We start from the raw sequence: 25,036 nt of genomic DNA on the forward strand, positions 1-25,036 counted from the left end.
GCCGGCACCCTACGACACCGGCGAACCCGGGTGGCGTCCCGTCGACGCCCGGCCCGGCGGCCGGAGCCGTGGCGGATCGCCGGTCAGCGCAGGCGGCCGGAGGCGCGGCGATCGGTGGTCGGCACACGCCGCCGGAGCCGTGGCGATCGCCGGTCAGCGCAGGCGGCGGATGTCGCCGAACGCCCGGTAGAACCCACCCCGGCTGGACTCGCGCACCTCGGTCACCAGATAGCGGGCGCCCGGCTCGCGAATCCCCTTGGGGAACTGCACGGACCAGTCGTGTCGATAGCCGTCGGACAGCACCTGGACCCGCAGGCGGCCCCGGTCGTCAAGGCACTGCACCACCACGCCCGCAGCCGAGTCGCTTGTCACCTCGACGATTGTCGGCTGCACCGGCAGTGGCGCCTGGCGGGGAGCCTTGACGTCGCGTACCTGCGGCACGTCCCCGGCCTGGGCGGCCCGGATCGCCGGCTCGCTCGCGTCGACGCAGGCCAGGTGGCCGCCGGTGGTGACGACGTAGAGCCGGTCGTCGTGGTACTGCATCGAATACGCCGAGCCGCAGCCGGTGCCGAGCTTCCACAGCCGGGTCCCGGCCGCGTCGAAGCAGTAGATCGAGGACTGGCTGTCACCGGCGAAGACGTACCGGCCGTCCTCGGCCGTGGCGCAGGAGAACACCGGGGCGTCGCACCGGTAGGTGCCGTCGAGTCGACCGGCCTTGGACAGCCGCACCACCTCGCGGGTGTTGGTGCCGGCGAACACGCTGCCCCGCTCCTGCCAGCCGAAGAGCACCGAACCGGTGCTGGTGTGCCACAGTTCCTGGCCGGTACGCCACTCGTAGCCGGTCACGCCCCGCGAGTGACCGTGGTAGATGGCGTCGTCGTCGCACCGCACCATCCACGCCGACCGTCCCCGCCCGGGCCTGCGCCACAGGAACTCGTCCTCGTGGTCGACGGCGGTGATCCCGCCGTCGGCGTCGGAGACGCCCAGGACGCCGTCGTGGATGTCCAGCCAGTAGATGTCGATCTCCGGGGCGATCGTGTACGCCACCCGGGGCACCTTGCCGGACAGGTCGTAGACGTTGCCGTCGTCGCAGCCGGCGTAGACCCAGGCGTCGTCGGCGACGATGCACTTCACCCCGTCGGGGAGGCGGACCTGGCTGCGCACCCGGGCGTCGTGGTCGAGGGTGGTGATGACGCCGTGTTCGTTGCCGACCATGCAGTGCTGCCCGTCCACGAAGATGCCGAAGGCGGGTGCCCCGGAGTCGTAGCGCCAGAGCACCGGCGCGGTGTGGGCGGTGGAGCGGGTGCTGACGATCTGCCGCCGCGACACGGTGCGCTTCTGGCGGACGCCGGGGACCGCCGGCGCGTAGCCCTTGCGGACCTTCTCCCCGATCTTCTTCGCCGCGGCGGCCCGGGCCCGGGCGTTGTCCGGATAGGCGCTCGCCTTGACCTGCCCCTGGTCGCCGATCCGGCCGTAGCGCACGGTCAGCGTGGCGTTGTCGACGATGACCTCGTAGAACTTGTGCGCACCGTCCACTTCGGACAGTTCGAGGTAGGTCGTCTCCTGGGACATGAGGGCCTCCGGGGGTCAGCGACCGGCCTGAGCGGGCCGGCGCGGCGACAGTGCCCACACGCTAACGACCGCCACCGACACAATCGGCGGACGCCCGGAGAGCCCCGGGCGTCCGCCGACACCGAATCGGTCAGCTTGCGGTGCAGGAGCGGATCTGTGGACGGGCGCTGCTGTTGCCGTTTGTCATGGTGGTGAAGCCGAAGGTGTTGCCGCTGCCGTTCGACCGCATGGTCATGACGGTGCCGCTGCTGTCCCACGTGGCGTTGCCGTTCCAGATGGTGGAGATGCGCTGCGGCGAGGTGATGGCCACCACCACGGTCCACGTGTTGGCGCCGCTGACCGTCACCGACGTGTTGTACCGGTCGCCCCAGACGTTTGTGGTCGTCGCCGTCGCGGTGCAGCTGCCGGTGCCGGGGGAGGGGGTTCCGGTGCTCGGCGGCGGGGTGCCGGTGCTGGGCGGCGGGGTCGTGCCGTCGGGGGCGACGGCACGGCCGGTGGACGGTGAGATCATGCCGGGGCAGAGGTTGCGGCTGGTCAGGTTGGCCATGATCTGGGGGATCGCGTCGCGGGTGTTCTGGATGCCGTCGTGCATGAGGATGACCTGACCGGCCTGCAGGCGGCTGGCGTTGGACACGATCTGGCTGACGCTCGCGCCGTTCCAGTCCTGGGAGTCCACGTCCCAAATCACCTGGCGCATGCCGAGTGACGAGGCCACCGACTGGAGGGTGCCGTTGGTCTCCCCGTACGGGGGCCGGAACAACTGCGGTCGGACGCCGGTGGCCGACTGGATCGCCGAGCTGGTCTGGGACAGGTCGGACTGCATCTGGGACTGGCTCATCGAGGTCATGTGGGAGTGGTTCCAGCTGTGGTTGCCGACCCACATGCCGGCGGACACCTGCGCCTGCGCCGCGGACCGGTTGTTCTGGACGTTCTGCCCGATGTTGAACATCGTGGCCCGTACGCCGTTGTTGCGCAGCACGTTGAGCAGCGTGCTGGTGCTGCCGGTCGGGCCGTCGTCGAAGGTGAGGCCGACGTAGCCGTTGCAGACGGCGGCGCTCGACGGGGTCGAGGTGGCGGCGAGAACGACGCCGCACATGGCGGCGGCGGTGCTGAGGGCGGCCAACGCCGCGCGCAACCGCCTCGATCGCAGGGCTGTGCTGGGGGAGATCCTGGTCATCTGGTGCCCCTTTGCGGAGGCCCGGAGTGCGCCAGGGTGCGGGCAGCACAGGTCCGGGCAGGTATGAAGGAGTGGGAGGCCGAACCGAACGCCGCGACGTCAACCGCATTGACCTCGATGGATCGGAGTATTGCAGCGGGATTTCCGGAGCGTCAACAACTTCCGGAACTATCCGAAACTATCCAGTCAGACGTTGGTCGTCCTATGTCGAGCCCATCGGGTCGGCCGATCGGCGCGGCGGGCAGTTGATCGACGCTGCTGCCGAGGATGATGGCGACGTCATCCGGAAAGGCGTCGGAACTATCGGCGACCGGCGGCCCGTCGAGAGGCGGCCTGCCGGCGCCGCAATAGTAAAGTTTGTGAACAGAAAGTGTTACAGTCACTGCCATCGATGGTTGTCTCGGGTCTTCGGCCCCGGGCGTCCCAGGAATGGAGAGTGATCACATGGTCCGACTGCGTGCGCTTGTCGCACTGGCGGCACTGATCGTCGCCGGTGGACTGGTCGCGGTCATCCCGTCGACCGCTGCGTCGGCGGCGGCCTGCTCAGCAGCGTGGCAGGCCTCGGCCGTCTACTGGGGAGACGCGCAGGTCTCGCACAACGGCCGCAACTACCGGGCGAAGTGGTGGACCCAGAACGAGGCGCCGCCGGGTACGACAGGGGTCTGGGAGGACCTCGGCGCGTGTGGGGGAGGCAGCACGCCACCCAGCACGGGAAGCTGCACCTACCCGAACTGGGCCGCCGGGACCTGGTACACCACCGGGGCGATCGTGCGGTACACCGATGGCCGCTACTACGTGGCCGAGCACGACAATCCCGGGTACGACCCGGTCGTCAGCACCTGGTACTGGGAGCCGTACACCTGTGGTGGCCAACCACCCACCAGCCAGCCGCCCACCAACCCCGGTGGCTTCGTGGTGACCGAAGCGCAGTTCAACCAGATGTTCCCGGGTCGCAACTCCTTCTACACGTACTCCGGGCTCGTCGCCGCCCTCAGCGCCTACCCGGCGTTCGCCAGGTCCGGCAACGCCACCGTCCAACGCCAGGAGGCCGCGGCGTTCCTGGCGAACGTCTACCACGAGACGGGTGGCCTGGTGCACATCGTCGAGCAGAACACGGCGAACTACCCGCACTACTGCGATCCCGGCCAGCCCTACGGCTGTCCCGCCGGGCAGGCCGCCTACTACGGGCGGGGGCCGATCCAGCTCAGTTGGAACTTCAACTACAACGCCGCCGGGATCGCCCTCCAGTTGCCGCTGTTGACCAACCCGTGGCTGGTCCAGACCGACGCCGCGGTGGCCTGGAAGACCGGTATCTGGTACTGGATGACCCAGAACGGACCGGGCACCATGACCGCGCACGACGCGATGGTCACCGGAGCCGGGTTCGGCCAGACGATCCGCAGCATCAACGGCTCGATCGAGTGCAACGGGGGCAACCCGGCCCAGGTGCAGAGCCGGGTCACCAGATACCAGCAGTTCGTCGGCATTCTCGGCGTGCCCGCCGGGGCCAACCTGTCCTGCTGACCCGCGATCCGGGCCTCGGCGCCGCGCGGCGCCGAGGCCCGGAGGCGGTGACAGTGGTGCGGAGTGCGGGTCCGACTCCGCGGTGGGGTCAGGGTCCGGGTGGTGGTCTCGCGGTGATCACCCGTTGACAGGGCTGTGGTCCGCCCGGAACTATCAGCGGCAGTCCACCGCCCCGGCCATCGTCGTCAACGACCTCGTATGACAACGATGTCATAGGGCCTGACCTCGTCCACTCTGCCCAGACCTTCGACGTACTCGACTGGTTCGAGTCGAAAGGCACCGTCCCTCATGTCGCATACCCCCCATGCGCGTCACCCGTCCTCCCGCCTGCTCGCCGCGACCACAGCCGCACTGCTACCCCTGGGTCTGCTCGTCGCCGCGCCCCTGGCCAACGCCGCCGCCGCGCCGGCAACCCCTGGCGATTTCTCCTCCTCGTTCGAGTCCGCCGACCCGCAACCCGCCGCCAGCACCGTCGAGGTCGGCGCGAACGGCAAGCCGGTCCAGGCGAACCTGAGCGGCAAGGTCACCACCCTGCCGGGCAGCCTGCTCGGCCAGGTCGGCGCCGTGACCGCGAGCGCGGAGAACCTGCCGAACGAGATCGCCGCGAACCTCACCGACGACGACCCGTCGACAAAGTGGCTCGTGTTCGAGTCGAGCGGCTGGGTGACCTACCAGCTCGCCAAGCCCGCCACGGTGGTGCGGTACTCGCTGACCGCCGCCAACGACGCACCGGCCCGGGACCCCAGGGACTTCGTCGTGCAGGGGTCGAACGACGGCCGGACCTGGACCGACCTGGACAAGCGCGCCGGGGTGACGTTCAGCGGCCGCTTCGCCACCAACACGTACAGCTTCACCAACCCGAGCGCCTACGGCTACTACCGGTTGAACGTCACAGCGAACTCCGGCGACTCGCTCGTGCAGCTCGCCGACTGGAACATCAGCGACGGCTCGGACGTCCGCCCGCCGGCCACCGCCATGGTCAGCGAGGCCACCGCCGGCCCGAACGGCGGCTACACCACCAAGCCGGACGCCGGGTTCACCGGACTGGCCGCGCTGCGCTACGCGGGCGGGGCCGAAGGCAACGGCCGGTCGTACGCGACGAACAAGCTGTTCGACGTCACCATCCCGGTCGGGCCGAAGACCCGGCTGTCGTACAAGCTCTTCCCGGAGTTCACCGGTGGGGACGCCCGGTACCCGTCCACCTACGCCGCCGTCGACCTGCGCTTCACCGACGGCAGCTACCTGAGCGGGCGCTCACCCGTCGACCAGCACGGCTACCCGTTGACCGCCGCCGGTCAGGGCGCCTCCAAGGTGCTCTACGCCGACCAGTGGAACCTGGTGCAGGCCGACCTCGGCACCGTCGCGCGCGGCAAGACGATCGACCGCATCCTGCTCGCGTACGACAACCCGCAGGCCACCGGGGAGACCCGGTTCCAGGGCTGGCTCGACGACATCGAGCTGACCGCCGTGCCACAGTCGATCGACGGCTCGACGCTCACCAACTATGTCGACACCCGGCGCGGCACCAACTCGACGTCCGGCTTCTCGCGCGGCAACAACCTGCCGATCGCCGCCGTGCCGAACGGTTTCAACTTCTTCACCCCGGTGACCGACGCGACCTCCGACACGTGGGCGTACCAGTACCACCGGATCAACAACGAGGCAAACCTGCCCATGCTGCAGGGGCTCGCGATCTCCCACGAGCCCAGCCCGTGGATGGGTGACCGCAACCAGATGTCGGTAATGCCGGTCGCCGGCGACGGGCCGCTCACCGGTGAGCCCGCCAGCCGTGCGCTCGCCTTCCGCCACGACGACGAGACGGCACAGCCGGACCTCTACCGGGTCACGCTGCAGAACGGCCTGATCGCGGAGATGTCGCCCACCGACCACGCCGGGATCATGCGGTTCACCTTCCCGGCCGGGAAGGCGACCGGAAGCCTCGTCTTCCACAACGGCACGTTCACCATCGGCGCGGACGGCACCTTCACCGGCTGGGTCGACAACGGCAGCCCTCTGTCGGCCGGTCGGAGCCGCATGTTCGTCTCCGGTGCCTTCGACCGGGCACCGACCGCCTCCGCCGCGACCTCCGCCACCTTCGACGTCTCCACCAGCCGGGAGGTGACGCTGCGCGTCGCGACGTCGTTCCTCTCCCTCGACCAGGCGCGTCGGAACCTCGACCTGGAGGTCACCGGTAAGAGCTTCGACCAGGTCCACGCCGCCGCGACGGCCGCGTGGAAGGACCGGCTCGGCCGGGTCGAGGTGCGGGGCGCCACCGAGGCGCAGCTTGTCACCATGTACTCGAACCTGTACCGGTTGAACCTCTACCCGAACTCGCAGTCGGAGAACACCGGCACCGCCGCCGCGCCTCGCTGGCAGTACGCGAGCCCGGTCTCGGCGGCGGCCGGCGCGTCGACGGCCACCCGGACCGGCGCGAAGATCGTCGACGGGCAGATCTACGTCAACAACGGCTTCTGGGACACCTACCGCACCGTGTGGCCCGCCTACGCGCTGCTGTACCCGGACATCGCCGCCAAGATCTCCGACGGGTTCGTCCAGCACTACCGCGACGGCGGTTGGATCGCCCGGTGGTCGTCCCCCGGCTACGCCGACCTGATGACCGGCACCAGCGCGAACGTGGCCCTGGCCCAGGCGTACCTCACCGGGGTCAAGCTGCCCGACCCGCTCGCGGCGTACAACGCGGCGGTCAAGGACGCGACAGTCGCGTCCGGGCGCGGCGCGGTCGGACGCAAGGGCATCGAAACCTCCCTGTTCCTCGGCTACACGCCGACCTCCACCGGGGAGTCGGTGTCGTGGGCGCTGGAGGGTTACATCAACGACTACGGCATCGGCAACATGGGTGCGGCCCTCGCCAAGGACCCGGCCACGCCGAAGTCGGAGCGGGCCCGGCTCACCGAGGAGTCGCGGTACTTCCTGGAGCGGGCCCAGAACTACGTCCACCTGTTCGACCCGAAGACGAAGCTCTTCCAGGGTCGCGACGCCGCCGGCAACTTCCTGTCCGGTGACCCGCTGGACTGGGGTGGTGTCTACACCGAGACCAACGGGTGGAACTTCGCGTTCACCGCGCAGCAGGACGGTCAGGGCCTCGCCAACCTGTACGGCGGTCAGAAGGCGCTGCGGGACAAGCTCGACACCTTCTTCTCCACCCCGGAGAACGCCGACCGCCCCGGCGGGTACGGCAGCATCATCCACGAGATGCTGGAGGCCCGCGCGGTACGGATGGGTCAGCTCGGCATGAGCAACCAGCCGTCGCACCACATCCCGTACATGTACAACGTCGCCGGTGCGCCGGCCAAGACCCAGGCGACGGTGCGGGAGATCCTGCGCCGCCTCTACGTCGGCAGCGAGATCGGCCAGGGCTACCTCGGAGACGAGGACAACGGCGAGATGTCGTCGTGGTACATCCTCAGCTCGCTGGGCATCTACCCCCTGCAGGCCGGGTCGTCCCAGTGGGCCATCGGCTCGCCGCAGTTCACCAGGATGACAGTGCGTCGGCCCAGTGGCGACATCGTCGTCAACGCGCCGGACAACAGCAACCGCAACGTCTACGTGCAGGACGTGAAGGTCAACGGCAAGAAGCAGCGCGGTCTGTCAGTGGACGTGGCGGCGCTCGCCAAGGGCGGCACCATCGACTTCCAGATGGGCCCCAACCCGTCCTCCTGGGGCAGCGGCAAGAACGATGCGCCGCCGTCGCTGACCAAGGGTGACAAGACGCCGAAGCCGTTGCAGGACACCACCGGCCCCGGTCTCGGCACCGCGACCGCCACCGGCGGTCAGGATGTGACGAAGCTGTTCGACGACTCGTCGACCACGCAGACCACCTTCACCTCGGCGACCCCGCAGATCAACTGGGCGTTCCGTCAGGGCAGGCAGAAGCCGACCTTCTACACCGTCACGTCCGGGGCGAGTGCGGGCGATCCGGCGGACTGGCGGCTGCAGGGTTCCAACGACGGCCTCACCTGGACCACAGTGGACACTCGCAGGGACCAGGTGTTCCCGTGGCGTAACCAGACCCGGCCCTACCCGATCGACAAGCCGGGCCGGTTCGCCCATTTCCGGCTCGCCGTGACGAGGACCATCGGCGCCCCGCAGACCAACCTCGCCGAGATCGAGCTGCTCGCCGGGGGCGATCTGGACCTCGCGGGCGGCGACATCGCGGTGACCGCCGCCGACGGCGTGCACGCGACGTCCGGCGTACCGGTCTCGGGGCCGCTGGCCACCGTCACGGGCGGCGCCACCGGCGACTACCAGGCCACTGTCGACTGGGGTGACGGCACGCCGGCCACCGCGGGCACCGTGACGCTGAACTCGCGGGCCGTCTACCGCATCGGTGGGTCGCATACCTACGCCACCCCGGGCTACCACCAGGCCACCGTCACTGTCACCGACGGCGAGAGCCAGAACTCCGCGACGGTCGGCGTCGACGTGGGGTACGTCCCGGCCTCCGGCCTCACCGCCGCGTTCGACAGCGTCTGTGTCGGCGACGAGGGGGTCCTGGCGGCGGACTGCGACGCGAAGTCGTGGGCGTACTCGCGGGCCGCCCTGGCGGCGGGCGGCGCGACCCAGGGCGAGCGGCAACAGGTCCCTGGAACCGCGTTGCGGTTCACCCTGCCGACGATTCCGGCCGGACAGCCGGACAACGCCACAGGTAACGGTGCGACGGTGGTGCTCGACCTGCCGGACGACGCGACGAGCATCTCGTTCGTGGGCGCCGGGACGCAGGGCAACCAGAGCACCACCGGCACTGCGACGTTCAGCGACGGCAGCACGGCCAGCGTCCCGATCCAGTTGAGCGACTGGACGCTGGGCGGCAACGCCAACGGCACCCCGTCCTACGACAACATCATCGTCGCGAGGACGGCGTACCGGTTGCAGGGCACGAGCCGGGACGGCGCCCAGCCGTTCCTGTTCGCCACCGCGCCGTACCAGATCCCGGCCGGCAAGAAGCTGGTGTCGGTGACCCTGCCGGCGCAGACCGGCGATCCGCGCTCGGCGGGGCGGATCCACGTGTTCGCCGTGGCCAACGACGGCACGCCGGCCCCCGCCCTGACCACCGTCGTCCCGAAGGACCAGACGGCGAACGCCGGGCAGGCCCTCGCGGCGGACCTCGGCGCGGTGACCGCCGGCGCTCCCGGTCCGACCGGTTACCGGGCCCGCGTCCAGTGGGGTGACGGCACGACTCCGGACGACGTCACCATCGACGCGTCCGGTGCGATGAGCGGCAAGCACACCTACACGCGGGAGGGCACCTACCCGGTGCACGTCACCGCGTGGGACACGCTGTCGAGCAGCACCCGTTCCTTCACCGTGACAGTAGCCCGCGGCGGATCGCAGCCGGCGATCGCGCTGTCCGCGTCCGGCACCGTCACCATCGGTGGCGCGATCACCGTCGACGGCAGCGGATTCGCCGCCGGTGAGCAGGTGACCGTCCGCGTCGGCACCGACCCGGACCGGACCATGAAGGTCGCGGCCTCCGCGACGGGAACGGTCCGCGCCTCGGTCCCGACAGCCGACGACGCACAACCCGGCCGGTACGCGGTCACCGCGACGGGCGCGTCCTCGCGTACCCCGGCCACGGCCACCGTCCAGGTGAGCGGGCCGGCCGAGGCGCCGACCTACCAGCCGCGGGTGGCGCTGACGACCAGGTCGGGGCCGCGCGGCACGTCGATCACGGTCGACGGTTCCGGGTTCGTGCCGAACGAGGTGGTCACGATCGCCCTCGGCAACGGCGTCGCGGTCACCACAGTGCGCGCGAACGGTGACGGTGTCATCTCGGGCGCGACGGTGAGCGTTCCGGGAGCGGCGAAGCCTGGCGCGACGAGCGTCACGCTGACCGGCGAGACGTCGGCCACGAAGGTGTCCCGACCGTTCACCGTCACCGGCTAGAACGGAGTCGACGCGTCGGGCGGGCCGTGCACACGGCCCGCCCGACGCGGGGCGGAACTGACCGCCGCAGTGCCGTACCGTCGGCTGCGATGGCGGAATACCTGCTGCTCGCGTCCGGGCGCGACGCCGATGTCTTCGTGCTCGACGAGTCGAGGGTGCTGCGCCGCTACCGTCACGGCGGCGACACCGCGCCGGAGGCGGCGTTGATGGCGTACGTCGCCGCCGGGGGCTATCCGGTGCCGAGGGTGTACGTCGCCGACGGCCCGGACCTGGTGTTGGAACGACTCGACGGGGAGACGCTCCTGGCCTCGATGCTCGCCGAGCGGACCGACGTCGACGCGGCGGCCGACCTGCTCGTCGAGCTGCATGACCGCCTGCACGCCCTGCCAGCCCGGTTCGGCACCGCTCCGACGGACCGCGTCCTGCACCTCGACCTGCACCCGCAGAACGTCATGGTGACCTCGCGCGGGCCGATGGTGATCGATTGGCGCAACGCGGCCGAGGGGCCTGCCGACCTGGACGTGGCGGTGACCGCCCTGATCCTCGCCGAGGTGGCGGTCGGCCCGGGCGCACCGCTTGCCGACATCGCCCGAAACGGGCTCGACGCCTTCCAGCAGCGGGCGGAGCCGCCCCGAGCCAGCCAACTGCGGCGGGCGGTGGACCTGCGTCGGGCCGACCCCGCGCTTTCGGTCGCCGAGAAGGCCGCCCTCGCCGACGCCGCCGCACTGGTCCGCACTCGCGCCGGCTGATCCCGCTGCCACGGACTGTCGTGACGCTGCGCGGCCCTTCCGGCCCGCGGGGGCCGAGCGACAGGTCGCGGTCAGTGAGGTGGCAGCAGCGCGTCGACCAGGTCGCGCAGCGGGCCGACCAGGTCCTCTTCGGTGGCGGAACTCAGCGGGTCCAGCCGGATCGACGACCGCAGCACCGCGACCCCGATGCCGGCGGCGAGAGCCATCTGGGCGCGGAGCAGGAGCTGTTCACTGCCCGGCTCGCCGGGACGCCACCCGCGAGCCGCCGCCAGTTGTTCGCTGGAACGGACCAGGACAGCGCGCCGGATCTCGTCCGCCGCCGCGTCCCCGGACGACCGCAGCAGCAGTGAGAGCTGGCTCGACAGGCCCGCCGCGCCGGGGTCGGCGATGTGCCGGGCGATGGCCTCCGGCACCCGGTCGGCCGGCGTCTGGACGGTCGTCCGGCGCAGCTCGTCGCCTGCAGCCCGCAGGCACGCCTCGAACAGCCCTTCCTTCGACGTGTAGTAGCGGCTGATGAGCGCCACGTTGACGCCCGCGTCGTCGGCGATGTCCCGGACTGTCGTGGCCGCGTAGCCGTCCCGCGCGAAGCGCTGGCGGGCGGCGTCGAGCAGGAGCTGTCGTGTTCCGGCCGCGTCCCGACGGCGACGCTGGGCCGGCTCGCCGGCGGTGTCGCTGTTCGGGGGGACCGGCGGTTTCGCTGTCACGACACGTCCTTTCTGTTAAGTAGAGGCGTAAGTAAACATACGTTGACTTATGTGTCGCCGCAAGCTTCCCGCACGGCCATGAGGTGACGTAAGCGACTGTTGACATGAGCTGCCGACGGAGCATACTGGCCAAGTCAGCAAACGTTTACATCTAGTTCGAGGATCACATGACCCACACCATCGAGGAGCCGGCCCACCTCGGCTCCGCGCCCAGCGCGGCCCCGCGCGCCAACAGCACCCTCCTGGTGCTGTACCTGTCGCTGGGCGGCCTGGCGTTCGCGGTGCTCCAGTCGCTGGTGGCGCCCGCGCTGTCGACAATCGGAAGAGACCTGGGCGTCTCCACAGGTGACATCAGCTGGGTGCTCACGGCGTACCTGTTGGCTGCCTCGGTGCTGACGCCCATTCTCGGGCGTCTCGGTGACATGGTCGGCAAGCGTCGGGTCCTGATCGGCGTCCTCGTGGCCCTCGCCGCGGGCACCCTGCTCGCCGCCCTGGCGCCCAACCTGACAGTGCTGATCGTCGCGCGGGCGCTGCAGGGGGCCGCCGGGGCGATCCTGCCGCTGTCGATCGGCATCGTCCGTGACCAACTGCCTCGGGAGAAGGTCGGCGTCACCGTCGGCCTGCTGTCGGCAATCTTCGGGGTCGGCGCCGGTGTCGGCATCGTGGCCGCGGGCCCGATCGTGGAGCACCTGTCGTGGCACTGGTTGTTCTGGCTGCCGCTGGTCCTCGTCGTCGTCGCGTTGCTCGGCGCCATCTTCGGGATGCCCGAATCGCGGGTTCGCACGCCCGGGCGGCTCGACATGCTCGGCGCGGCCATCCTCTCCGTGTCGCTGGTCTCGCTGCTGCTGGCCGTGAGCAAGGGGCAGGGCTGGGGCTGGACCGAGCCGAAGACCATCGGCCTGTTCGTGCTCGGTGTGGTCGCGATGATCGTGTTCGTTCGGGTCGAGCTTCGGGTACGCGAGCCGCTCATCGACATGCGCCTGATGCGGATTCGCGGTGTCTGGGCCACCGACCTCGTCGCCCTCATCCTCGGCTTCGCGATGTTCGGAACGTTCGTGCTCGTACCGACCCTGCTTCAACTCCCCGCGGTCACCGGGTACGGGTTCGGCAAGACGGTGTCCCAGGCGGGGCTGTTCCTGCTGCCCACCGTCCTGATGATGGTGGTTTTCGGTCCCCTCGCGGGTCTGCTGGACCGACGCTACGGTCCCAAGGTTCCGATGTTCCTCGGCACTGTCGCGGTCGTCGTCGCGTTCGTGCTGCCGGCGCTCGCGCACGGCGCCACCTGGCAGGTTCTGCTCTCCGGGGTGCTCACCGGCGCCGGCATCGGCCTGGCGTTCGCGGCGATGTCCAACGCCATCATCGAGAGCGTCCCGGCCGGACAGACCGGCGAGGCGAGCGGCGTCAACACCATCGCGCGGACCATCGGCAGCAGCATCGGCGCGGCGGTCGTGGCGGCCGTCATCACATCGAACAGCACCCCTCAGGGCCTGCCCACCGACACGGCGTTCACCGCCGGCTACTGGGTGTGCGGGGGCGTCGCGGTCCTGGCCGTCTTCGCGGCACTCGCCCTGCCCTCGGCGCGTCGCCGCCACGAACAGGCCGTCGCCGTCGGCGTCGACGACCTTCCGCCCGAGCCAGTCGAACTGCACCTTTCCCACCGGCACCACTGAGCGGTCGGCTGACCCGCACGGGCCGTGTCCACTCCTGGTGGGCGCGGCCCGCGCCGTTCGGCGTGACCTCAAGCTGGCAGCTGCGCGCCCAGTCGCAACTGCCAGCGCGTGCCCGGACTGGTGAGCCGGACGACCGCCAACGGTTCCACGTCAAGATGCCGGTACGTCGCCATCGGCAGACCGAGGGCGTGCACGACCGCGACCCGGATCACCAGCGGGTGGGCGACCGCGATGATGCGTCGACCCGCGCCGCGCTGCTCGTCCAGCCAGCCCCCGACCCGATCCCGCACGGCCGTCACGGATTCACCACCGTGCGGCGCTGAGTCCGGCGCGGCAAGCCATTCCCGCAGTGCCTGTGGGTGCGTGCCGGCGACCTCCTCAAGCGACCGTCCGGACCATTCGCCGTAGTCGCAATCCGCCAACGCCGTCTCGATTGTCGGCACGAGGCCGAAGGTTTCGGCGGTCTGCCGGGCCGCGGCCGCCGGGCTGGACAGGCAGGTGTCGTGCACGCCGAGGTGCCCACGCCGGCTTGGATCTCCGTCGGCCTGGGCACGAACGGCACCCAGGCCACCCGCGTCCAGACCGTCGTCGGGTCCGCCGAAGCGGGCCCGACGCAGGGCGACGGTGTGACCGTGGGCGACCAGCCGCAGGCTGGTGACCGTCACCTGCTCGGCAGCGCGGTGGCGCTCCGGCGGCGCAGGTCGCTGTGCATCAGGGCCGCGAACAGCAGGCCGATGCCGGTCCAGAGAACCACCTGCGTGCCGAGCGAGGCCAGCCGGAAGTCCCACAGCAGGGCCGCCGGGAAGTCCGCCGGGACCTCCTGGAACGACGGCATCACCACATAGGACACCACGGTGACCAGCAGGAACCCGCCGGCGGCAGCGGCCGCGCGCTGCCACAGCGGCGCCGTGGCCCCGACCGCCCGGTAACCGAGGGTGCCGGCCCACACCGCCACCAGACCGAGCAGCACCATCAGCAGGTAGGTGACGGTGCGCTGGTTGATGGTCGCCGGGTCGCCGACGGCTGGTGGGTTCGCCGGATACTTCAGGAACGGCACGATCACCGCGCCGAGCAGCGCCGCGCCGGCCAGCAGCAGGGCCCAGCGGCCGTCGTCGTAGCTGCGCCTCCGCCGCGACAGCAGGACGTACGCCGTGGCCAGCAGGCCACCCATCGCGGCGCCGAACAGGCTGGTGGCCAGGAACAGGCCACCGCGCTGACCGGTCCGACCGACCAGGGCGTCGTCGTGATCGTGCCCGCCGGCCGAGGGCTCGGCGTGCGTCGCCGCCTCCTCGATCGAGATGGCCGCCTCGACGTGCGGTTCACCGGCGACGTAGGCGAACGCCCCGGCGAGCAGGCCGGCGAGTAGGCCGGCGAGGAGCCCACGGACGAGGACGGTGACGAACGGGGGAGCGGTGGCGGACCTCAGTGGCACGGGACACCGAGCAGGTGCCGACCGTCGTGCATCAGCTCGTGCAGGTACATCCCGCTTCGCGAGACCGCACCCTGATCGAAGGCGACGAGGTACGTCAGCACGCCGAGCAGCACAACTGTGGCCAGGACGGTCCACAGCAGACGGGCGTTGCCAGCAGGATGCACCAACGGCTGGCTGGACGTGGAAGCAGACATGGCAGCACGAACCTTCCCGGGGATGACGCGTCCCCATCGCAAAGGCTGCGGACGACCGAGCGTCCTGGCTCGCGGCCCGGTCAGACCGGGACCGCTCACAGTGGCGCGACCGCGCCGGATTCACACCGGCTTCCCTCGCGTCGCCGCAGATAGTGGGTCGACGGTAGCGGGGCCGCCGCGGGCGGTCAACCCGGCCGCTCGGACCGGGCCGCAGCCCACGGTCAGCGCTAGTATCGACAAGTCTGAATTCTAAAGATATGATGCTTGGTTGTGCTGCGGCGTGTCGTCGACGACCCCAAGGGCATTCTGTTACCGCTAACATGGTCAAACTGCCGGGCGGTACCGACGGTACCGAGTCGACCCGGACGTCTGACCAATGACTGGGCGGGGTGGGAAGTGTACGTGAGCACGCCAGGACATGTCCGATGACGACCACCGAGGCTGCGCCGGGCCAGGGCGTCGTTGACGCGCACCATCATCTCTGGGTCCGGGCACGGCACCCGCAGCCCTGGATCGATCCGCACACCATGGCGGCGATCGACAACGACTTCACCCCGCTCGATCTCGCCCCGGCGGCCCGGGCCGCCGGGGTCACCCAGACCGTCGTGGTGCAGTCCGTTCCGGTCCGGACGGAGACGCCCGAGCTGCTGGGCATCGCTGCCGACGACCCCCTGATCGCCGGGGTCGTCGGCTGGGTCGACCTCGCCGCCGACAACGTCGCTGACCGCCTCGACCGACTCCGGGCTGCGCGCGGCGGGGAGCGGCTGGTGGGCATCCGCGACCTCGTCCAGTCCGAGCCGGACCCGGCGTACCTCGACCGCCCGGACATCCGGCGCGGCATCGCCGCGGTGGGCGCCGCGGGCCTCGCCTTCGACCTGCTGGTACGCGACCACCAGTTGCCCGCCGCCACGCGGCTCGTCCGCGACCTGCCCGAGATGCGGTTCGTGTTGGACCACCTGGGCAAGCCCGCGCTTGGCTCCGGCGGCCTCGGCGCCTGGCCGCGCGACCTGCGGGCGCTCGCCGTCGAGCCCAACACGACGGCGAAGCTCTCCGGCCTGGTGACCGAGGTGGACGGGCCGTCGTGGACGACCGCGGACCTTCGGCCCGCCGTCGAGCACGCCCTCGACGCGTTCGGTCCGGACCGGCTGATGTTCGGCTCGGACTGGCCGGTGTGCCTGCTCGCCTCCTCGTACGCGCGCTGGGTCGAGGCCCTCACCGAGCTGCTGGACCCGCTGGGCGAGGACGAGCGGGCGGCGATCTGGCGGCGCACGGCCCGCCGGGCGTACCGGCTGGACCCGGCGTGACACCGCGACGGCCGGCCGCCTGACCTACCGCACCTCGGGTCGGGTCTACCGATCGGCCGCAGGTTGTGCCAGTTTGATCAGACGTATGCCACGGTCCTGCCGGGTAACGACGACAACATCCCCGTAAGACCTTGGCAACATGAGTCAATGCGTGGCAAGGTAACGCCTGATCGTGGGAAACATCCGACCTATCTCGACGGGTGTGCGGGCACGAGCCCGCACACCCCGCCGAAGAGGTGCGGTGGCTCAGAGGTTGCCGGCTCGCCGGGGATTCCCCCGTTCCGCGCCGGCACCACGCTTGGGGAGGTCAGATCCGACGATGAGTACAGTCGAGGCAACCGCCGGCACGCAGCGCGGCGAACTCAGCGACTGGTTCCGCGAACGGATCTCCCACGCCGTCTCCGAGTTGACCGCCGCGACCGCGCTCGTCGTCCTGTTCGTCGCGTTGACCTTCGCCAGTCCCTACTTCCTGACAACGGACAACCTCTTCAACATCGGAGCGCAGACCGCGGTGATCGCCATCATCGCCACGGCGCAGACGATGGTCATCATCACCAAGGGCATCGACCTGTCAGTGGGGTCGGTCGCCGCGCTCGCCGGTGTCGCGGGCGCGATGGTCGTCCGCGACCTCGGTTTCTCCCTCTGGGCGGCGACCGTGGTCGCGATCGGCGTCGGCGCGCTGGCCGGTCTGCTGAACGGGTTGCTGGTGACAGTGGCCCGGATCCCGCCGTTCATCGCGACACTGGGCACGATGTCCGTGGGCCGTGGTCTCGTCTTCATCATCACCGGCGCGGTCGGCGTCTACGGCCTGCCCCGATCCTTCCAGCTGCTCGGCAACGGGGAGATCCTCGGCATTCCGTTCGCCGTGGTGATCACCGTCCTGGTCGCGGTCGGGGTCGCCTTCCTGCTCTCCCAGACCCGCTTCGGCCAGTACACCTACGCGATGGGCTCCAACCTGGAGGCGGCCCGCCGCTCGGGCATCCGGGTGGGGCGCCACCTGACCGGGGTGTACGTGCTGGCGGGCGTACTGGTCGGGCTGGGCGGCATGATCGCCGCCTCCCGGGTCAACTCCGGCCAGCCGAACTACGGCATCTCCCTGGAACTCGACGTCATCGCTGCCGCGGTCATCGGCGGCGCCAGTCTCTTCGGCGGTCAGGGCCGGATCGTCGGCACCATCATCGGCGCGTTCCTCATCGCCCTGGTGCGCAACGGCGCTGTCCTGCTCGACATCAGCATCCACTACCAGCAGGTGATCGTCGGCCTGATCATCTGGGCCGCCGTCTACTTCGACCAGTACCGCCGCCGGCGGCTGGAATCACGGGGTTGACATGCCATTCCGAGACTCCGAACGAGGAAGGACACACACCATGGCGCACACCACCACCAGCCGGCGGACCCGACGGTCGATCCTGGGTGTACGGGCCGTTCTGGCTGCGGCCGCGGCGACCGCGCTGCTCAGCGCCTGCGGCGGGGTCGAGGTCCGCGACGGCGACGGCGGCGCGACGAAGGAGGCGAGCGGCCCGTTGAAGCTCGCCGTCGTGCCGAAGGCCGTCGGTGCCGACTACTGGAACACCGTGAAGGCGGGCGCGGAGTGCGCCGCCCAGCGCGCGGGCGACGTCACCGTCCAGTGGGACGGGGTGACCACCGAGACCGATGTCGAGGGCCAGGTCAACCTGATCCAGAACTTCGTCACCAAGAAGGTCGACGGCATCGTGTACGCGGCGACCGACTCCAGCGCCCTCGCCCCCGCGACCGACCAGGCGCTCGCCGCGAAGATCCCGGTCGCGATGATCGACTCGGGCACCAGCCCGCAGCCGTCGAGCGTACCGCTCTTCGCCACCGACAACAAGGCGTCGGCCACCGAGGCGGCGAAGTTGCTCGCCACCGAACTCGGCCCCGGCAACCACGAGGTGGCGCTTGTCGAGTTCCAGCCCGGATCGCAGACCAACACCGAGCGGGTCGACGGCTTCAAGGCCGGCCTCGCCCAGTATCCCAACCTGAAGCTGGTCGGCCAACAGCCGAGCAAGAGCGACGTCAACGAGGCCCGACGGGTCACCGAGAACATCCTCACCGCCAACCCCAACCTGAAGGGTGTCTTCGCGGCCAACGAGCCGAGCGTGCTCGGCGCGGCGCAGGCCATCCAGGCGGCCGGGAAGTCCGGCAAGGTGGTCATCATCGGGTGGGACGCCGCCCCGGACGAGATCGCCGGGGTGCGCAGCGGGCAGATCTCCGCGCTCGTCGTACAGAACCCGTTCAAGATGGGCTACTTCGGCGTCGACAAGATGGTCAAGCACCTGCGGGACAAGGCGCCGCTGGCGTCGGCCGACACCGGCGTCACGTTCGTCACCAAGAAGAACATCGACTCCGCGGAGATCAAGGCGGTGCTCGAGCCGAGTTGCGCCAACCCTCCGGTGCAGTGATGGGCGCGACCCCGACGGCTACCGCCGACAGCGACAAACGACCGACCGGCGAGGAACCGCCCGTCCTCGAAGCCCGTGGCATCGTCAAGCGCTTCGGGCACGTCGAGGCGTTGCGCGGCGCCGACTTCACGGTCCACCGAGGTGAGGTCGTCGCGCTGATCGGCGACAACGGCGCCGGCAAGAGCACACTGATCAAGACGCTGTCCGGCGTGCACGCGCCGGACGAGGGTGAGATCCGGGTGGACGGTCGTCCCGTCCAGTTCTCCACGCCGGTCGACGCCCGGCGTGCGGGGGTGGAGACCGTCTACCAGGATCTCGCCGTCGCTGACGATCTCAGCGTGGCCGCCAACCTGTACCTCGGTCGGGAGATCCTGCGCTCCGGGCCGCTCGGCCGGCTGGGACTGCTCGACAAGCGCGCCATGCGGCAGGGTGCCGCCGCGGCCCTCGACGAACTGGGTGTGCGGATCCCCCGGGTCACCACCCCGATCGCGATGCTGTCCGGTGGGCAGCGACAGTGCGTCGCGGTGGCCCGCGCGATCATCTGGGCGACGAACGTGGTCATCCTCGACGAGCCGACCGCGGCGCTCGGTGTCGTTCAGACCGGGCGGGTGCTCGACGTTGTCCGGCGGGCCCGCGACGCCGGCATGTCAGTGGTGTTGGTGAGCCACAACATGCCGCAGGTGCTCGAGATCGCCGACCGGGTCGAGGTGCTGCGCCTCGGCCGTCGGGCGGCCCGGCTGCGCGCGGACGAGGTCACCACCGACGACCTGGTCGCCGCGATGACCGGCAGCACCAGCGGAGAGCGGGACGAACGCTGAATTCGTCGACCGGGGCGCGCGCGATCACAGGATCGGGCGCGCCCCGGGCCGTCGGGCCGTGCGCGGGTGCGAAGCGGGTCGTCGTACGCCGGGGTGGGCGCTCAGAACCGCGCCGGCTCGATGGTGGCGTCACCGTCGTCGGGCTGTCCGTGCAGCGCTTCCTCGACCCCGATCAGGTGGTTGGCCATCCGGATCCGGGCGCGCTCCGGGTCCCGGGCCTGCAGGGCCTTCAGGATCGCGACGTGCTCGTCGTGGGTACGCCGGTCCGCGCCCTCCTCGTGCAGGCTGCGCCAGAGCCGCCCGCGCAGGGTGCGCCCGGCGAACGCCTCGATCAGACCCACGAGCACCGGATTGTCCGCGTGCACCGCGATGATCCGGTGGAACGCGATGTCGATCTCCATGATCCGTTCGTGCTCCTGCGGCGACTGACCGGCGATCAGACCGGCCTCGTCGAGGAGATCCGCCGCCTGGGCGAGGGCCTCGTCGGTGATCCTGGTCGCCGCCAGGCGGGCGGCCTCGCACTCCAGCAGCCGCCGGACGATGTGGACGTGCCGCGGGTCGCCCTGGCCCTGGAAGTCGACGACGAAGCCCATCGGGGCCAGCAGCTGCGGCGCGTCGAGGTTTGTGACATAGGTGCCGTCACCCTGCCGGATGTTGACGATGCCGAGGATCGACAGCGCCGACATCCCCTCGCGTAGCGAGCCGCGTGAGACGCCGAGCGACTCGGCGAGGTCCTTCTCGATGGGCAGTCGATCCCCGGGCTTGAAGTGCCCTTCGAGGATCATCCGCTTGATGCCGTTCACCACCTCGTCGGTGCGCGACATGACAACCCCCTAGCGGCCGGCGGGGGTGGCCGTCCCACCCGCGATCACATACGGCTCCGAAGGTGACACCGTAGTCGGGTCTGTCGCCGCCCAGTAGTGGCCGTCGGGAAATCGGTAGAGCTCGACCGACTCGGGGCGCATCCGGGTGGAGTAGCCGGGCGCGCGGGGCAGGACGTAACCGCTGCCCGAGCCGGTGTCCTCGATGATGCACGGGTCGGTGAAGTGCTCGTGCAGGTGGTCGACGAACTCGGTGACCCGGTCGGTGAGATCTCCCGAGATCGCGACATAGTCGAGCACCGACACGTGCTGGACCATCTCGCACAGCCCGACGCCGCCGGCGTGGGGGCACACCGGGATCTCGAACTTCGCGGCGAGCAGCAGCACGGCGACGATCTCGTTGATGCTGGCCAACCTGCCGGTGTCAAGCTGGCAGAAGTCGATGGCCTCGGCCTGGAACAACTGCTTGAACATCACCCGGTTGTGGCAGTGTTCGCCGGTGGCGACTCCGATCGGAGCGACGGCGCGGCGGACGGCGGCGTGCCCGAGGATGTCGTCAGGGCTGGTGGGCTCCTCGATCCACAGTGGTTCGAACTGCGCGAGGGCCTTGACCCACTCGATCGCCTGACCGACGTCCCACACCTGGTTGGCGTCGATCATCAGGTGGCGGTCCGGACCGAGGATCTCCCGGGCGATGCCGCACCGGCGGATGTCGTCGTCGAGGTTGGCGCCCACCTTCAGCTTGACGTAGCCGTAGCCGGTGTCCACCGCCTCCTGGCACAGCCGGCGCAGCTTGTCGTCGCCGTAGCCGAGCCAGCCCGCCGAGGTGGTGTAGGCGGGGTAGCCGGTCCGGTTCAGCTCGGCGAGCCGGGCCGCCTTTGTGCTCTCCTTGGCGCGCAGGATGGCAAGCGCCTCGTCCCGGGTCAGCGCGTCGGACAGATAGCGCAGGTCCGCGATGTCGACGAGCTGCTCGGGGGACATGTCGACGAGCAGCCGCCACAGTGGCTTGGCGGCGAGCCGGGCGACCAGGTCCCACGACGCGTTCAGCACGGCGGCCAGCGACAGGTGCACGACGCCCTTTTCCGGGCCGAGCCAGCGCAGTTGGGAGTCGGAGGTGAGCAGGCGGTAGACCGCTCCCATGTCGGCCGCCATCGTGGCGACGTCCACGCCGACGAGGCGCTGTGCCTGGTGGACGGCCGCCGCGACGACGATGTCGTTGCCCCGGCCGATGGTGAAGGTCAGGCCGTGGCCCGCGAGTGGCGCACCGGTGCTGTCGACGCCGTCGGTGTGCAGGACGACATAGGCCGCCGAGTAGTCGCCGTCCTTGTTCATGGCGTCGGAGCCGTCAGCGGTCAGGGAGGTGGGGAAGCGGACGTCCTCGACGGTGACGGCGGTGATCTGCGGCATGCGCTCCTCGCCCGGCTAGGCTAAAGATCTGATGATCTCTGGGAGTATACGGAGGGTCAAACCGACGCGTCAACGACGTCGATCACCCAGGAATCGAAGACATCTAATGTTTTTCGTGCTACGGATTCATCGATGTGTCGTCGTCGTCTTGGCCGCCCTGCCTGGTCCGCCAGCCCTCAGGGCGCTGCTGGCGGTATTCGTCGCGCTGGTGGGCGCGCGCACCACGCCGCGGCTGCTGCTCCACTCGCGGCCTGCTGAGGCACTCCCGGTCCGATGGGGTGTTGGAGCGGGTCGCGCCAAGTAACCCAGAAGATTGGATGTCCACTCTGGAAACTCACATTGACGACCGGGTATGGGTAGGGTTCCTTACATTCAAAGACCTAATACATCACACCTTTCCGCATGTCGGCATCTGCTCCGGTGTCGCCTGCCGCGCGGCGTTCGCCGGCCCCGCGTCGAGCCGGGCCGACCCGGCGCCTCGGTGCCGGTGACGACCATCACGGGCATCGCCATCGACACGCCCGGGACCGACATGTGGGGTGTGACAACGGCAGCGTCCCTATATATGGTGTCGAGCGCAGCTGGTTCGGCCGCTCTCCCGAGCGGTCGAGGCAAGAGGGAACCCGGTGCGAATCCGGGACTGTCCCGCAGCGGTGAGTGGGAACGACAGCCGTCATGAGCACTGGGCCACGAAGTGGCCTGGGAAGCGACGGTCAGTAGGAGACCGGCCAACCCGGTAGTGCCCACGAGTCCGAAGACCTGCCAGCGCGCCGCGTACCCGCACCCGGGTGGGCGGCGGTCCGAGGCCGCGTGGGACGGCTGACGCCACCTGACCCACGCCGCGCCGGCGTGGCGTCCGCCGGTGTCCGTCTCCACGCGTTCGAGGGCCATCAGGTCTCGAACTCGCGAGGAGTGAGTGGTGACAGTCACCGAGGTAGCCCCGGCAGGCGGCGACGCGGCAGTGCGGCGCACGACCATGCAGGTCCGCAAGCGCGACGGCGGCACCGAATCCGTGGACGTGAACAAGATCGTCCGGGCGGTCGAGCGGTGGGCCGACGACCTGGCCGACGTCGACCCGATGCGCGTCGCCACCCGCACGATCAGCGGCCTGTACGACGGCGCGACGACTGCCGAGCTGGACCGGCTCTCCATCCAGACCGCAGCCGAGATGATCGGTGCGGAACCGCAGTACTCCCGCCTCGCCGCCCGGCTGCTGTCCGCCTACGTCGACAAGGAGGTACGTCGGCAGGGCATCGCCTCGTTCAGCGCGGCGATCCGGGTCGGCCACGCCGAGGGCCTGATCGGCGACGACACCGCCGCGTTCGTCGCCGCACACGCCCCGATCCTCGACGCCGCCGTCGATCCGGACGGCGACCGACGGTTCGAGTACTTCGGCCTGCGCACCGTGTACGACAGGTACCTGCTGCGGCACCCCACCAGCCGGCTGGTGCTGGAGACCCCGCAGTACTGGCTGCTGCGGGTGGCCTGCGGCCTGTCCCGGACGCCGGACGAGGCGATCGGCTTCTACCGGCTCATCTCCAGCCTGGCGTACCTGCCCAGCTCGCCGACCCTGTTCAACTCCGGCACCCGGCACACCCAGATGTCCTCCTGTTACCTGGTCGACTCGCCGCGCGACGAGCTGGACTCGATCTACGCGCGGTACGCCCAGGTCGCCAACCTGTCCAAGTTCGCCGGCGGCATCGGGATCGCGTACTCCCGGGTCCGGTCCCGGGGCGCGCTGATCCGCGGCACCAACGGGCAGTCCAACGGGATCGTGCCGTGGCTGCGCACGCTTGACGCGAGCGTCGCCGCCGTCAACCAGGGTGGCCGGCGCAAGGGCGCGGCCTGCGTCTACCTGGAGCCGTGGCACCCGGACATCGAGGAGTTCCTGCAGCTGCGGGACAACACCGGCGAGGACGCCCGGCGCACCCACAACCTCAACCTGGCCAACTGGATCCCGGACGAGTTCATGCGCCGGGTCGAGGCCGACGAGCTGTGGTCGCTGTTCGACCCGCACGAGGTGCCCGAACTGCCCGACCTGTGGGGGGAGCGGTTCGACGCCGCGTACCGGGAGGCCGAGGCGGCGGGCCGTTACGTGCGGCAGGTCCCGGCACGGGAGCTGTACGGGAAGATGATGCGCACCCTCGCCCAGACCGGCAACGGGTGGATGACCTTCAAGGACGCCGCGAACCGGCTGTGCAACCAGACCGCCGAGGACGGCAACGTGGTGCACCTGTCCAACCTCTGCACGGAGATCATCGAGGTGTCCAGTGACGCCGAGACGGCAGTGTGCAACCTCGGCTCGGTGAACCTCGCCGCCCACCTCACCGACGACGGCATCGACTGGGAGCGGCTGCGCGCCACGGTGCGGACCGCCGTCACCTTCCTCGACCGGGTCATCGACATCAACTACTACCCAACCGCGCAGGCGGCGGCAAGCAACCCCCGCTGGCGGCCGGTCGGGCTCGGGCTGATGGGCCTGCAGGACGTCTTCTTCGCGCTGCGGCTGCCGTTCGACTCGCCGGCCGCGCGGGAGTTGTCCACCCGGATCAGCGAGGAGTTGTACCTGACGGCGCTGGAGACCTCCGCCGACCTGGCACGGCAGTTCGGCGCGCACCCGGCGTACGGGCAGACCCGGGCCGCGCGGGGCGACCTGCAACCGGACCTGTGGGGTGTCGAGGGTACGCAGACCGCACGGTGGGACGCGCTGCGCGAGCGGGTCGCGGCGCACGGCCTGCGTAACTCGCTGCTGGTGGCCGTCGCCCCGACCGCGACCATCGCCTCGATCGCCGGGTGCTACGAATGCATCGAGCCGCAGGTGTCGAACCTGTTCAAGCGCGAGACGCTGTCGGGGGAGTTCCTCCAGGTCAACACCGCCCTGGTCCGCGAGCTGAAGGCCCGCGGTCTGTGGACCGACCGGGTGCGGTCGGCGATCAAGCGGGCCGAGGGCTCGGTGCAGGACATCGCCGAGCTGCCGGCCGCCGTCCGGGAGCTGTTCCGCACGGCCTGGGAGCTGCCGCAGCGTGCCCTGATCGACCTGGCCGCCGCCCGCGCCCCGTTCATCGACCAGTCCCAGTCGCTGAACCTGTTCCTGGCCGCGCCGACCATCGGCAAGCTCTCCTCGATGTACCTGTACGCCTGGAAGGCCGGGCTGAAGTCCACCTACTACCTGCGCTCGCGCCCGGCCACCCGGATCCAGCAGGCCACCGTCGCGCTCGTCGCCCCGGTGGCGGCCGACGCGGATGCGCTTGCCTGCTCGCTGGAGAACCCCGAGTCGTGCGAGGCCTGCCAGTGACAGTCGCCGACCCCACCACCGACACCGCCGTCTCCGACACGAGGA

General features: G+C 70.2%; 17 protein-coding genes and 2 riboswitches. Of the genes, 9 read left to right on the forward strand and 8 right to left on the reverse strand.

The annotated features are described in order from the left end of the window. Positions 1 to 153: 153 nt before the first annotated feature. Both AB0B86_RS26340 and AB0B86_RS26345 read right to left on the reverse strand, forming a co-directional pair. Positions 154 to 1,572 carry a PQQ-binding-like beta-propeller repeat protein gene (locus AB0B86_RS26340; protein WP_357412612.1) on the reverse strand — a complete coding sequence of 473 codons (1,419 nt, stop codon included), beginning with the start codon at positions 1,570 to 1,572 and terminating at the stop codon, positions 154 to 156. A gap of 130 nt (positions 1,573 to 1,702) precedes the next feature. Further along, positions 1,703 to 2,749, reverse strand: a complete 1,047-nt coding sequence (locus AB0B86_RS26345; protein ID WP_357412610.1) for a polysaccharide deacetylase family protein — start codon at positions 2,747 to 2,749, stop codon at positions 1,703 to 1,705. Positions 2,750 to 3,193: 444 nt separating this feature from the next. On the opposite strand from AB0B86_RS26345, the gene AB0B86_RS26350 reads away from it, so the two are divergent. From AB0B86_RS26350 to AB0B86_RS26360, 3 genes are all read left to right on the forward strand, one after another. After that, positions 3,194 to 4,273: a glycoside hydrolase family 19 protein gene (locus AB0B86_RS26350; RefSeq protein ID WP_357412608.1), complete on the forward strand. Its 1,080-nt coding sequence runs from the start codon at positions 3,194 to 3,196 to the stop codon at positions 4,271 to 4,273. 288 nt (positions 4,274 to 4,561) lie between these two features. Further along, complete coding sequence (locus AB0B86_RS26355; RefSeq protein WP_357411471.1) at positions 4,562 to 10,177, forward strand: GH92 family glycosyl hydrolase; 5,616 nt, start codon at positions 4,562 to 4,564, stop codon at positions 10,175 to 10,177. An 89-nt stretch (positions 10,178 to 10,266) separates the two neighbouring features. Then, the gene (locus AB0B86_RS26360) at positions 10,267 to 10,926 is read left to right on the forward strand and encodes a phosphotransferase (protein WP_357420031.1); all 660 of its coding nucleotides are present in this window, start codon (positions 10,267 to 10,269) and stop codon (positions 10,924 to 10,926) included. A 71-nt stretch (positions 10,927 to 10,997) separates the two neighbouring features. Here the strand turns inward: AB0B86_RS26360 and AB0B86_RS26365 are convergent, their stop codons facing one another. Next, positions 10,998 to 11,630 (reverse strand): TetR family transcriptional regulator, encoded by a 633-nt coding sequence (locus tag AB0B86_RS26365; RefSeq protein WP_357420032.1) that lies wholly within the window; start codon positions 11,628 to 11,630, stop codon positions 10,998 to 11,000. Positions 11,631 to 11,797: 167 nt separating this feature from the next. Here AB0B86_RS26365 and AB0B86_RS26370 point away from each other — a divergent pair, with 167 nt between their 5' ends. Further along, entirely contained in the window at positions 11,798 to 13,300 is a 1,503-nt protein-coding gene (locus tag AB0B86_RS26370) for an MFS transporter (protein WP_357420033.1), read from the forward strand. A gap of 68 nt (positions 13,301 to 13,368) precedes the next feature. Here AB0B86_RS26370 and AB0B86_RS26375 read toward each other — a convergent pair whose 3' ends face one another. The 3 genes from AB0B86_RS26375 to AB0B86_RS26385 are packed head-to-tail and all read right to left on the reverse strand — an operon-like array spanning position 13,369 to position 14,926. Then, positions 13,369 to 13,965, reverse strand: coding sequence for a histidine phosphatase family protein (locus AB0B86_RS26375; RefSeq protein ID WP_357420034.1), 597 nt, complete (start codon positions 13,963 to 13,965; stop codon positions 13,369 to 13,371). Next, the gene (locus AB0B86_RS26380; RefSeq protein WP_357420035.1) at positions 13,962 to 14,732 is read right to left on the reverse strand and encodes a CbtA family protein; all 771 of its coding nucleotides are present in this window, start codon (positions 14,730 to 14,732) and stop codon (positions 13,962 to 13,964) included. Before AB0B86_RS26380 ends, AB0B86_RS26375 begins: the two co-directional genes overlap by 4 nt. Beyond that, positions 14,723 to 14,926 (reverse strand): CbtB domain-containing protein, encoded by a 204-nt coding sequence (locus AB0B86_RS26385; protein ID WP_357420036.1) that lies wholly within the window; start codon positions 14,924 to 14,926, stop codon positions 14,723 to 14,725. Before AB0B86_RS26385 ends, AB0B86_RS26380 begins: the two co-directional genes overlap by 10 nt. 59 nt (positions 14,927 to 14,985) lie before the next feature. Further along, a riboswitch (cobalamin riboswitch) is annotated at positions 14,986 to 15,060 on the reverse strand. 291 nt (positions 15,061 to 15,351) lie between these two features. Here AB0B86_RS26385 and AB0B86_RS26390 point away from each other — a divergent pair. The 4 genes from AB0B86_RS26390 (at position 15,352) to AB0B86_RS26405 (ending at position 19,468) form a co-directional block, all read left to right on the forward strand. Beyond that, complete coding sequence (locus tag AB0B86_RS26390) at positions 15,352 to 16,230, forward strand: amidohydrolase family protein (RefSeq protein ID WP_357420037.1); 879 nt, start codon at positions 15,352 to 15,354, stop codon at positions 16,228 to 16,230. A 319-nt stretch (positions 16,231 to 16,549) separates the two neighbouring features. Then, positions 16,550 to 17,557: an ABC transporter permease gene (locus AB0B86_RS26395; protein WP_357411454.1), complete on the forward strand. Its 1,008-nt coding sequence runs from the start codon at positions 16,550 to 16,552 to the stop codon at positions 17,555 to 17,557. 40 nt (positions 17,558 to 17,597) lie between these two features. After that, positions 17,598 to 18,650 (forward strand): ABC transporter substrate-binding protein, encoded by a 1,053-nt coding sequence (locus tag AB0B86_RS26400; protein WP_357420038.1) that lies wholly within the window; start codon positions 17,598 to 17,600, stop codon positions 18,648 to 18,650. Beyond that, entirely contained in the window at positions 18,650 to 19,468 is an 819-nt protein-coding gene (locus AB0B86_RS26405) for an ATP-binding cassette domain-containing protein (RefSeq protein ID WP_357411450.1), read from the forward strand. Before AB0B86_RS26400 ends, AB0B86_RS26405 begins: the two co-directional genes overlap by 1 nt. A gap of 101 nt (positions 19,469 to 19,569) precedes the next feature. Here AB0B86_RS26405 and AB0B86_RS26410 read toward each other — a convergent pair whose 3' ends face one another. Further along, positions 19,570 to 20,292 (reverse strand): FadR/GntR family transcriptional regulator, encoded by a 723-nt coding sequence (locus AB0B86_RS26410; RefSeq protein ID WP_357411448.1) that lies wholly within the window; start codon positions 20,290 to 20,292, stop codon positions 19,570 to 19,572. A gap of 9 nt (positions 20,293 to 20,301) precedes the next feature. Then, entirely contained in the window at positions 20,302 to 21,696 is a 1,395-nt protein-coding gene (locus AB0B86_RS26415) for an enolase C-terminal domain-like protein (RefSeq protein ID WP_357420039.1), read from the reverse strand. 565 nt (positions 21,697 to 22,261) lie between these two features. Then, a riboswitch (cobalamin riboswitch) is annotated at positions 22,262 to 22,478 on the forward strand. Positions 22,479 to 22,672: 194 nt separating this feature from the next. Between AB0B86_RS26415 and AB0B86_RS26420 the strand changes: the two genes are divergently transcribed. Continuing rightward, entirely contained in the window at positions 22,673 to 24,991 is a 2,319-nt protein-coding gene (locus tag AB0B86_RS26420; RefSeq protein ID WP_357411478.1) for a ribonucleoside-diphosphate reductase subunit alpha, read from the forward strand. Positions 24,992 to 25,036: the final 45 nt, after the last annotated feature.

Source organism: Micromonospora sp. NPDC049047, assembly GCF_040649135.1.
Lineage (GTDB): Bacteria > Actinomycetota > Actinomycetes > Mycobacteriales > Micromonosporaceae > Micromonospora.

What these genes read in the sequence shown, in the direction of transcription:
- AB0B86_RS26340 (WP_357412612.1), bottom strand. Translation starts at nt 1,572, where the DNA reads ATGTCCCAGGAGACGACCTACCTCGAACTGTCCGAAGTGGACGGTGCG.
- AB0B86_RS26345 (WP_357412610.1), bottom strand. Translation starts at nt 2,749, where the DNA reads ATGACCAGGATCTCCCCCAGCACAGCCCTGCGATCGAGGCGGTTGCGC.
- AB0B86_RS26350 (WP_357412608.1), top strand. Translation starts at nt 3,194, where the DNA reads ATGGTCCGACTGCGTGCGCTTGTCGCACTGGCGGCACTGATCGTCGCC.
- AB0B86_RS26355 (WP_357411471.1), top strand. Translation starts at nt 4,562, where the DNA reads ATGTCGCATACCCCCCATGCGCGTCACCCGTCCTCCCGCCTGCTCGCC.
- AB0B86_RS26360 (WP_357420031.1), top strand. Translation starts at nt 10,267, where the DNA reads ATGGCGGAATACCTGCTGCTCGCGTCCGGGCGCGACGCCGATGTCTTC.
- AB0B86_RS26370 (WP_357420033.1), top strand. Translation starts at nt 11,798, where the DNA reads ATGACCCACACCATCGAGGAGCCGGCCCACCTCGGCTCCGCGCCCAGC.
- AB0B86_RS26385 (WP_357420036.1), bottom strand. Translation starts at nt 14,926, where the DNA reads ATGTCTGCTTCCACGTCCAGCCAGCCGTTGGTGCATCCTGCTGGCAAC.
- AB0B86_RS26390 (WP_357420037.1), top strand. Translation starts at nt 15,352, where the DNA reads ATGACGACCACCGAGGCTGCGCCGGGCCAGGGCGTCGTTGACGCGCAC.
- AB0B86_RS26395 (WP_357411454.1), top strand. Translation starts at nt 16,550, where the DNA reads ATGAGTACAGTCGAGGCAACCGCCGGCACGCAGCGCGGCGAACTCAGC.
- AB0B86_RS26400 (WP_357420038.1), top strand. Translation starts at nt 17,598, where the DNA reads ATGGCGCACACCACCACCAGCCGGCGGACCCGACGGTCGATCCTGGGT.
- AB0B86_RS26405 (WP_357411450.1), top strand. Translation starts at nt 18,650, where the DNA reads ATGGGCGCGACCCCGACGGCTACCGCCGACAGCGACAAACGACCGACC.
- AB0B86_RS26410 (WP_357411448.1), bottom strand. Translation starts at nt 20,292, where the DNA reads ATGTCGCGCACCGACGAGGTGGTGAACGGCATCAAGCGGATGATCCTC.
- AB0B86_RS26415 (WP_357420039.1), bottom strand. Translation starts at nt 21,696, where the DNA reads ATGCCGCAGATCACCGCCGTCACCGTCGAGGACGTCCGCTTCCCCACC.
- AB0B86_RS26420 (WP_357411478.1), top strand. Translation starts at nt 22,673, where the DNA reads ATGCAGGTCCGCAAGCGCGACGGCGGCACCGAATCCGTGGACGTGAAC.